The sequence below is a fragment of the Acinetobacter sp. YH12100 genome, from assembly GCF_013419135.1.
Lineage (GTDB): Bacteria > Pseudomonadota > Gammaproteobacteria > Pseudomonadales > Moraxellaceae > Acinetobacter > Acinetobacter pseudolwoffii.
This window is the reverse complement of record NZ_VPAQ01000016.1, coordinates 68,197-78,294: the sequence shown is the minus strand read 5'-3', so window position 1 is coordinate 78,294 and position 10,098 is coordinate 68,197. Positions and strand designations below refer to the sequence as shown.

Below are 10,098 nucleotides of genomic sequence, written 5' to 3'. Positions count from 1 at the left end.
AAAGGCACAGCTCAAACTTTAGTTAATGCTTTACCAGACTCTGAATCAGCAAAACAAACAGAGCTTCAAGGTCGTTTAGATGACTTGAACACCACAGTTCCTGGGGTGAACGATACCGACAGCGATGGCACCATCGACAGCAGCGTTGCAGCAGCGACAGCGGCGGTAGAAGCGGCTGAAGAAGCAGAGCAAAAGCTTATCGATGCGATTGCAGGCAAAGGCGGCGTGATTAATCCTGCTGACAAATTAGAGTTGGATGCACTCAAAGACTTAGTTGATACAGCGAAAGGCACAGCTCAAACTTTAGTTAATGCTTTACCAGACTCTGAATCAGCAAAACAAACAGAGCTTCAAGGTCGTTTAGATGACTTGAACACCACAGTTCCTGGGGTGAACGATACCGACAGCGATGGTATTGATGACAGCGTTGAAGCAGCACAAGACTTATTAAATGAAGCACAAGCTGCAGTGACAGCGGCTGAGAATGAATTAGTCACTTCGCTTGAAGACGATAAATTGACTGAAACTGAAGTTGAAGCACTTAAAAAAGCGATTGCTAATGCACAAACTAAGTTAAATGCGGCGGTTGAGGCGATTGATAAACTTCCAGAAGGTACAGCGAAAGAGGGCTTAGAGTCACAAGCTAAAAATATTCAAGATCGATTAGATGTGACGGGTGCATCAACCTCTGTTGCAGTGGCTGAGCAAGCTTATGCAGATGCGAATACAGCTATTGCAAATGCGAAACAAAATGGCTTTACGCCAGCTCAAAAAGCTGAACTTGAGCAAGCTGTGAAAAATGCAGAAAGCTTAAAAGCAATAGCTCAAGACAAAGTTGACGGTTTAGCTCCAGGTGCACAACCAGAACTTCAAGAGCGCTTAGATGACTTATCTAAACTAGATATTCCAGTAAATCTAGATATATCTCAGTTAACGCCTGTAGATACGGATGAAATGGCAGACGGTGAAGCAGATCGGTTGATTGTCAAAGGTCAAACCAGTGAAGCAAACACCACGGTTATCATTAAAGATCACGCTGGTGAAGAAATTTATCGCGGTCACACTGATGCAAATGGTGAGTTCTCATTCACACTTGATACCACGAAGGTTCAAGCGGGCAATCAAGTTCAAATTGAATTGGTTGGAGAGCAAGGCTCACTTGCAAATACTACAGCAACAGTGGGTGACTTAGAGTTTGTAGATGATACAGCGCCATCAACAGCAACTGTGACAATTGGAAGCAATGCTGATGCATTTATTAATGCGACAGATATTGATGAAAATGGTCAGGTTACAGTCACAGTCACATTGCCAAGTGATGGTTCTGTGCGTGCAGGAGATACATTAACGATTAATGGTGAGGATCAAATCTTAACTGCTGAACAAGTTGCGGCTGGGAAAGTACAAGTCCAATTTACAACACCAAGTGAAGATAAGACATTAGCGTTATCGGTCAGCTTAACAGACCAAGCGGGTAACATTTCTAAGATTGTTAGTGCTACAGCAGTGGTTGATACTTTTGCAGATATCAAAATTACAGATTTTGCTGAAGATAATCTTGTACAGTGGAGTGAAAAAATAGAAGGTTTCACCATTAAAGGCACTGTCGATGGTGTGTCTGAAGGTGCAACTGTGACCTTAACTTTCAAAGATGCTCAAGGTCAGCCAATTCTTGGTGAAGATGGTGCACCAATCATGATAACTGCGACAGTGAACGCAGAGAAAGGTTGGACAGCTGAAATTTCATCTGAGATCTCTAAACAGCTGAAAGATGGTCAGGTTCATGCAAAAGTGACGGATACCGCAGGTAATATCGCCCAATCAACTCAAGACTATATTGTGGCTACACCACCAAAGTCTGTGATTGAAATTACAGGCTACTATGACAATATCGGTAGTGTTTATAATAAAGTGACAGACACAGGTATCGCTGCAGATGGTCAAGGTAAACTAACAGGGAAAATTACTAATAAGTTTGGTCAGGTGATAGAGTTTGAAGAGTCTTTAGGTTCTAATGAACTTTCAGGTATTGGTGAAATAACTTTTAATACAGATGGTTCATGGGTTTTGAATATTGCGGACATTCAAGAGCAACTAGACAGTTCTACTGCACCATTACATGCAACCTTTACTCTTAAAGATACATTAGGTCACAGCTATCAAATACAGTTCTCTGTTCGTAAGGATGCTGATTTTGCAACTACAGGTAAAGTCAGTGTTACAACGACGACAGTAAGTCTTGTTGATAAAGAGGTGGTTGAGAATGATGGCGAGACTCACACCCAGCTTACCAATGATGTCTTAGGCGAGCTGACTGGTAAAGTCGATTTAGCATTAGTGCAAAATGGTAAAGCTACTATTCGCCTCTATGTCAATAAGTTTAATACATCTGACACAGAGTCTTCGGTCGAGCCGTATCCAAATGGTGCGGATATTGAGGTAAATGTTGAAGCAGATGGTACGTGGAGACTGACGGAATCGGACTTGCAAAAAGTCTTAAATGAAATTTGGGCAGCAGATGAACTACGTGAAGATAATATTTATATTCAGGTTAAAGTTTACGACCCTGTCACTGGAAAGTTAAGTGAGGTTACTGACAAGTACACCTTTAAGACAGACATCACACCGCCAGAGGCGACCAATGTTGGCTTTGATGCAAGTCATGGCGAGCATGGTCAGGTGACGGCTTTAGTCACCAAGTCAGGCGAAACTTCTGCCGAAACAGGTAATATTGTCACGGTACTGTACGATGGTAAAATCGTGGGTACAGGTGTAGTAGGTGGAGATGCACTTGGATTTAATGGTTACTTAGATATTAAAGTGAGTCTTGATCAAGCCATTGAAAACTATGATCCACTTAAATTACAAGTTTTTGTTGAGGATAGTGCGGGTAACGTTGGTGTCAATAATGGTAAGACGCTTAACCCAGAGTTGAGTTTAGCCACTCCTGAAGTAATAGCTTATGTAGACAATGTTGCAGGTGGTATTGTTGGAAATATTGTCAATGGTGGTGTAACCAATGATGCACAAGGGGTGATCAAAGGTACAATTGACCTTGGTACAGATGGTTTAGTCAGCCAAATTTGGGTGTATTTACATAACATTAACACCCCAATTAAGATTGATATTCCACAGGGTGCAACGGGTGTTTATGAATGGAATGTATCATCTGATCAACTTTCTGCTGCGGTGACCACTGGTAAGTTGGTAGGTAACGTTAAAGTTACCGCAAAAGCTTATAATGATGAAACTGGCTTGCTCAGTGATGCATCAAATGAGTTCAACTTTACAGTCGATACTACACCGCCAGTGATTGAAAATATCGTTGTCAGCAACCAAATGGCAGCGGATGGTTCGGTTGCAAGCACCATAATGACAGTAAAAGTCAATGCGGATGCACAGCAGGTGTATACAACGCTTGATGGGGTGAAATACACTGCGGTTGCAACAAGTGTTGCAGGTGAATATAAATTAACACTTCCTGCGCTAGCGAAAGGTAAAACACTTGATATCTATGCTGAAGATGCTGCAGGTAACGTTGTGGTTTCAAAACAGTCTGGTCTAAACAACCAACCGACTGCGCCAGGCACGTCTTTCAATATCAAAGAAGATCAATCGATCATCTTGACACAGGCAGATTTACTGAAAAATGCCAAAGATATTGATGGCGATAGTTTGAGTGTGACTGCAGTGACTTTGGCAGACCCAAGTATGGGTAAAATTGTAGCCAATGCAGATGGTACATGGACATTCACACCAAAAGAGCATTTTTCGCATGCCAATACTACGGATGCTATTGTGCTGAACTACACAGTTTCTGATGGTACGCAGCAGATATCGACTACCGCAAAAGTCAATGTTGAAGCAGTCGCTGATGGTGCAAACATTATCTTAAATGCCAATATTTGGGATAACTCAAGCACAGGCGGTATAGCTGGTTCAGGTGTTGCATTAAAACCAGCACCTGCTTCAACAGGTCTAATTTTTAAACAATATAATAGACTGAGCTTAAGTAGTAGTAGTAAAAAGAATTTTGATTCAAATGGGCTTGAAGACTTGCTCGACACCGCTGAGGCAACTAGCACTGGACGTGCCAACGAGTTTGCAGGCAACTTTAGTGGTAGTAGTGTTGCTAGTTCAAGATTTGACGCTGTGTCTTATACGGGCTTAATTTACCTAGAAGCTGGGCGTGAGTATAGCTTTGAAGGTTATGCCGATGATGCAATGCATATTGAGCTTGGAGGTAAAGTTCTAGCACAAACTATCGGTGACGCCTATGGCAACTATCATCCGACCATTATTGGCGGAGATGGTAACGGTACCATTAATATCAGCAGTTTTGTACCTGAAAAAACCGGCTTTTATACTTTTGAAGCTTATTTTGCCAATCTAAATAGTAGAGGTGAATATAACATTAGCGTTCTAGAAAAAGGCAAAGGACAAAGTTGGGCTCAGGCAACATCGAAACTATTGACTTCTGAAAACTACAAACTTTATGGTAGTGCCGAAGAGTTACTGACTTTAGGTGCGGACGTGGGTGGTTTTGTAAGCAATACGACAGGTAAGCCTGATGGGGGTTACTTCTCTGCTGAAGCGGTTGATAATGGTATGCAAGACACACCAATCAAGCTATCTGGTATCCAGGTCGATTTGATTGATAAAGATGGATCTGAAACGTTAACTGCACTTGAGCTCAATGGAATTCCAGTTGGTATCACCATCACCGATGGTGTACATACCTTTACTGCTAAAGAGGGTCAAACAGGCTTGAGTATTAAAGACTGGAATTTGGATAACCTCAGCTTAATACCAAGCAAAGGCTTTACTGGTAAGATTAACTTATCTATTTCAGCAACTACGACTGAAAGTAGTAATTCGCACAGTAAGACCACAACTAAAGCGTTGGAAGTAGAGGTACTTGACTTTAATAAAGCAACGACAGGCTTAGACAAAGATATCAAAAATACAGATAACTTGTTTCAGAATGGAACTGCTGCTAATGACCTTGTTGGTCATAAGCTGACCGCAACTGTCAAAGGCGAAACAGGTTCAGGTACTCCATGGTCATTGCAATATCATAATGACAAACCAAATACTTCAATTACTAAAGTGGTGATTGATCTAAGTGGTTCTAGAACTTCTAGTGTGCATTTTGGTGCTGCCAATACTGGACCCTTAGATACTGATAAACAAGGTAATCAGTTTAAGTCAGATAGCCCGAGTCATAAAGCTATTATTAATAATAGTATGGTGCAAAGTTACGAGATTAAACGTAAAGGCACAAATGCAAATCGACCAGAACTCTTAGAAATTGACTTTAAGGCTGGGCAGTTTACTGTAGGTAAAGAGTTTAATTTTGCTGCTGATACAGATAGTTCTTTCCGGTTTTCTAGAAATGACAGTTATGCCAGAGATATGGAAGGATCGACGATTACGGTTTACTTCAGTAATAATACGAGTCAAACCATGATCTATTCAGGTATCGGTTCAGGTAGCACAAGTTCTAGTATTTCAGAGGCGGTAGATGGTATCGGTTATCAATACTACAACGGTGGTGCGGGTGATGACACGATCTTTGGAACGACTTTAGATGATTACTTGGTGGGAGGTGATGGTAATGACTTTATTGCTGGTGGTGCCGGTAATGACTATCTGCTGGGTGGTGCCGGTGACGATATCCTCTATGGTGGTGCAGGCAATGATACTTTCGTTGGTGGTTTAGGTAGTGATACTGCAGTCTATGATGTTTTAGTTGCTGCCGATGCGACTGCTGGCAATGGTACCGATACATGGAATGATTTTACCGTTGGTAAGATTGGAGCGAATGTCAATGCCGATAAGATTGAGTTTAGCCAAGGATTCTTCCAAGGATTACTGGATGTCAATCAAGGCGATATCGGGCAGTACATTAAAGTCGAAGATGTGAATGGCACAGCGACGGTGAAAGTGGACCGTGATGGTGCTGCAGGTGCGCATGATTGGGCAAATCTGTTGGTACTTGAAGGGCATAAAGCTGCCGATGTAAATTTACAAACTTTATTAGATAATCATCAGATTATTATTGGATAAAGTGAATTGAATCCATGCCTCGGCATGGGTACAATAAAAAGCTGGTTGGTTGCAACCAGCTTTTTTTATTTTAAGAGTGTGATATTGTTTTTGGGCCTTAGGACGCAAGAATTGGCTATTTGCAGGTTCGCTGCGCAGTGGTCAGCGAGCGGCAAACATCATGACTTTAATCCAGTCAGCAAAGCTGAATGGACTGGATTCGTATGCCTATTTAAGTGATGTGCTGAAAAGGCTGCCGACACATAAAGTGACCCAGATTGAATAATTACTGCCACACCGCTGGAAATCTGAACCGAATTAAAAAATAGGCATGGTGTTAGCGGCAGTGTAAAAATGACCCCCTTGGTTAATATAGCTGTCATTTTGGACTGCTCAATATGTTAACTTTGGAGCAAGCAGCGACAATCCAAATTCTTCATCAACAGGGTAAATCTATTAAAGCCATTAGTCGTGAACTGGGGGTGTCTAGAAATACCGTGCGTAAATATTTACGGCAGAACATCACACCTCATTATCAGCGTATACAGCCTAGAAATAGTATCCTTGACCCGTATAAACCTTGATATGTGCTGAATGAGCAGGAGACTTTCACTTGGGATATGCTAGGCAGCTAACCGATAAAAGTTCTCTGCTATTTGATTTGGCGTTTTAAGAGCCTGTAAATAATTTTAAGTAATTGTGAACCGTACCGGGTTTGTCGGAGAGTTAATATTCTGAGAGACTATTCCGATGAAAAAACCAAACTATACCCCCGAAATTAGAGAAAGAGCGGTTCAATTACTAATTGAATCTGAAAAAGATTATCCTTCTACTTGGGCAGCAATCACAGCTATTGCGCCTAAAATCGGTTGTACTCCTGAAACATTGCGTGTTTGGTATTTAAAGCATATGGATCAACTAAATCCTGCCAAAGTACAACAGATATCTGACCAAGAAAAAATGAAGCAAATGGAACGTGAAATTAAAGAATTAAAGCGTGCCAATGAAATTCTACGCAAAGCAGCCGCTTTTTTCGCCCAGGCGGAGCTCGACCGCCCACACAAATAATGGTGGATTTTATCCATAACAATAAAGATCGATATGGTGTTGAAGCGATTTGTAGAATTTTACCGATTGCAGCTTCGACCTATTATCGGGCTTTAGATCTCGTTGATAACCCAGAACATCGAGCGAAACGTGCTCTGCATGATTTACATCATGCAGAGCAAATCAAACGTATTTGGAAAGAAAGTTCAGGTCGATATGGTGTACGTAAAGTTTGGCAACAATTGAAACGTGAGGGTTATGTTATTGCACGTTGTACAGTTGCTCGATTGATGCAAAAGCTAGATATACAAGGTGTTTGGCGTGGTAAGAACAAACAAACTACCCGCAGCCGAGATGATCAAAAACGGGCAGGTGATTTAGTGAAACGGAATTTTAGTGCTGATCGACCTGACCAATTATGGGTCAGTGACTTTAGTGTGCCGCAGCAAGCGGCGTAAGAGATGAGGGTATGGCCCCTCGCTATCGGCTTGCAGGAGCAGGTAGCAAACCACCATAAGCGGCTTGGATCAAAAGTCCCGGTCGTGAGCGTTATGGAAAAGGCATCGTAGAGATGTCAGGTAAGAATTAGGAAGGCGAACAACAGTGAACTGCCGTTCAAGTGTCGAAAGTACTCAAATGACATCAAAACCGGGGATGGAAGTTACCCCGCGATTAGTTTGGCCGTTACCTGCTTACGGGCCATTCGGTGTCCGGCGTAGAGGCAGCGCGATCCTAATTCAGGCTCTTACGTTGAACTGCGGGAACCTTCGGTGGCGATGTCAAGCGAAAGGCACAAGCTCAAAAGGCAAGGCTGATAATAGCAATGCGTCACCAAGGGGCGGAGCAACTCGTAGTAGTGTTGAAGTTACTGTAATGGTAATGGAGCGAAGGGGTTGCATTATCCAGGTCTACGGATTTGTCAACTGTGCAAGCAGGAGGAGCAAAACTTTATGACCAAACCATTTAATATTCCTAAAGCGTTAATCTGGGAGGCATTTAAAAAAGTCAAAGAGAATGGTGGCGCTCCAGGCGTTGATCATGAATCTATTGAGCAATTCGAAAAGCATTTAAAGAACAACCTATACAAACTATGGAATCGACTTTGTTCTGGCAGTTATTTTCCACCGCCAGTTAAGGCTGTTCCGATTCCAAAGAAGTCAGGTGGCGTGCGTATACTAGGTATTCCAACAGTTGCAGATCGAGTCGCGCAAACAGCAGTTAAGCTCTTATTAGAGCCGAAAATTGATCCATTATTTCATCCAAACTCATATGGATATCGTCCGGGGCGTTCTGCCCATGATGCAATTGCGATAGTGAGGAGACGAAGTTGGGATTATGACTGGGTTGTGGAATTTGATATCAAAGGTCTCTTTGATAACATCGACCATGATTTACTCATGCGTGCACTCAAGAAACACTGTGAAATTCCATGGATTCTTTTATATGTGCAACGTTGGTTAAAAGCACCAATGCAACACATAAATGGCCATCTTTTAGAAAGGAATCGCGGCACACCACAAGGTGGTGTTGTGAGTCCTTTATTGGCGAATTTATTTATGCATTATGCTTTTGATATGTGGATTACGAAACATCTTCAAAGTGTACGGTTCTGCCGTTATGCAGATGATGGCGTAATTCATTGTCGGAGTTTATCTCAAGCCAAACTTGTTTTACAAAAGATCGATGCACGATTTCGTGAATGTGGTCTCGAATTGCATCCAGACAAGACAAAGATTGTTTATTGCCAAGATATTAATCGTCGTAAAGCATATCCCGATGTTCAATTTACTTTTCTCGGGTACACGTTTAGGCCCCGTAAGGCTGTGGACAAGTATAAAAGAGTTTATGTAAATTTCTCTCCTGCAGTCAGTCGTGATGCACTTAAAGCAATGCGACAGACTATTCGGAAATGGCATCTACATCTGATGTGAAATCGCGAATTAAGTGATTTATCTGCAATATTCAATCCAATTCTTCAAGGTTGGCAGCAATACTATGGTCGATTCCATGGTTCAGCAATGTCAGCGATCTGGCAACACATGAATGCTTATCTTATACGCTGGATGAGGCGTAAGTATAAAAACTTGGCCCGTCATAAAAGACGGGCTAGATATGCCTTAGGGCGACTTGCGCGTGATTTTCCAAATGCCTTTGTGCACTGGAAAATGGGATGTTTACCATCGGTTGGATAATGGGAGCCGGATGAGCTGAGAGGTTCATGTCCGGTTCTGCGAGGGGCTAAGGGTGAAATTCCCTTGGTCTACTCACCCGTATATTCAAACCAATTCTGGCTGGGTCTACACCGCATTTATTATTGATGTGTTCTCACGAGCAATTGTTGGATGGAAAGTATCTACACGGATGAATACAGATATGGTGCTCGATGCATTGGAGCAAGCATTGCACGATCGAGGCATGCCAAAGAATGTAATTCATCATTCAGATAGAGGTGTTCAATATCTTTCCATTCGCTATACCAATCGTTTAGAAGCAGCAAATTTACGAGCATCAGTCGGTACAACGGGTGATTCATACGATAATGCTCTGGCTGAAACGGTGAATGGCTTATACAAAACAGAGGTGATTGAATATTTAAAAGCAGATTGGCAAGGTTTAGCAGATGTACAACTTGCGACACTAAACTGGGTAGATTGGTTCAATAAAGAGCGTGTACACAGCGCATTGGGTTATGTATCGCCTTTTGAGTTTGAAGCAATGTACTATGATAAGATTAATCCGTTAGGTCAGGTGGCCTAACTTAAATAAAAAAGTCTCCGACAAACCCGGTACGGTTCACTATCTAGTTAAGTATTTCTAATAAAACTATAAAGTGATACAGTTGACACAAAAAATAAATGTTCAAAATATACATTTATTTTGATATAAAGATGTTGAAATGTGCACTGCGTCACAATAATAATTTTTCAGTAGATTCATGGAAAGATATTTGTGTAGGAAATGTGCTTGAAATTGTTCCTTAAATTGTTCTAAGTCCACAAGGGA

Annotated in this window: 1 protein-coding gene, 5 pseudogenes and 1 other annotated feature; all 6 genes and pseudogenes read left to right on the top strand. The window is 41.8% G+C overall.

Translation table 11 applies throughout. The features are described 5' to 3' along the window. Positions 1-6,069: cadherin-like domain-containing protein (locus FTU40_RS12050; protein WP_180041000.1), on the top strand; the 6,069-nt coding region annotated here is incomplete at its 5' end. A gap of 91 nt (positions 6,070-6,160) precedes the next feature. Next, positions 6,161-6,334, top strand: a pseudogene (locus tag FTU40_RS12045) (transposase domain-containing protein); the annotation flags it as partial. A gap of 112 nt (positions 6,335-6,446) precedes the next feature. Further along, positions 6,447-6,629, top strand: a pseudogene (locus tag FTU40_RS12040) (helix-turn-helix domain-containing protein); the annotation flags it as partial. Between the two features lie 169 nt (positions 6,630-6,798). After that, positions 6,799-7,541 (top strand): annotated as a pseudogene (locus FTU40_RS12035) (IS3 family transposase); the annotation flags it as partial. Continuing rightward, positions 7,074-7,190, top strand: a sequence feature (AL1L pseudoknot). It overlaps the preceding pseudogene by 117 nt. A 504-nt stretch (positions 7,542-8,045) precedes the next feature. Then, a pseudogene (gene ltrA, locus FTU40_RS12030) lies at positions 8,046-9,287 on the top strand (group II intron reverse transcriptase/maturase). Between the two features lie 79 nt (positions 9,288-9,366). Then, positions 9,367-9,852, top strand: a pseudogene (locus FTU40_RS12025) (IS3 family transposase); the annotation flags it as partial. Positions 9,853-10,098 lie beyond the last annotated feature (246 nt).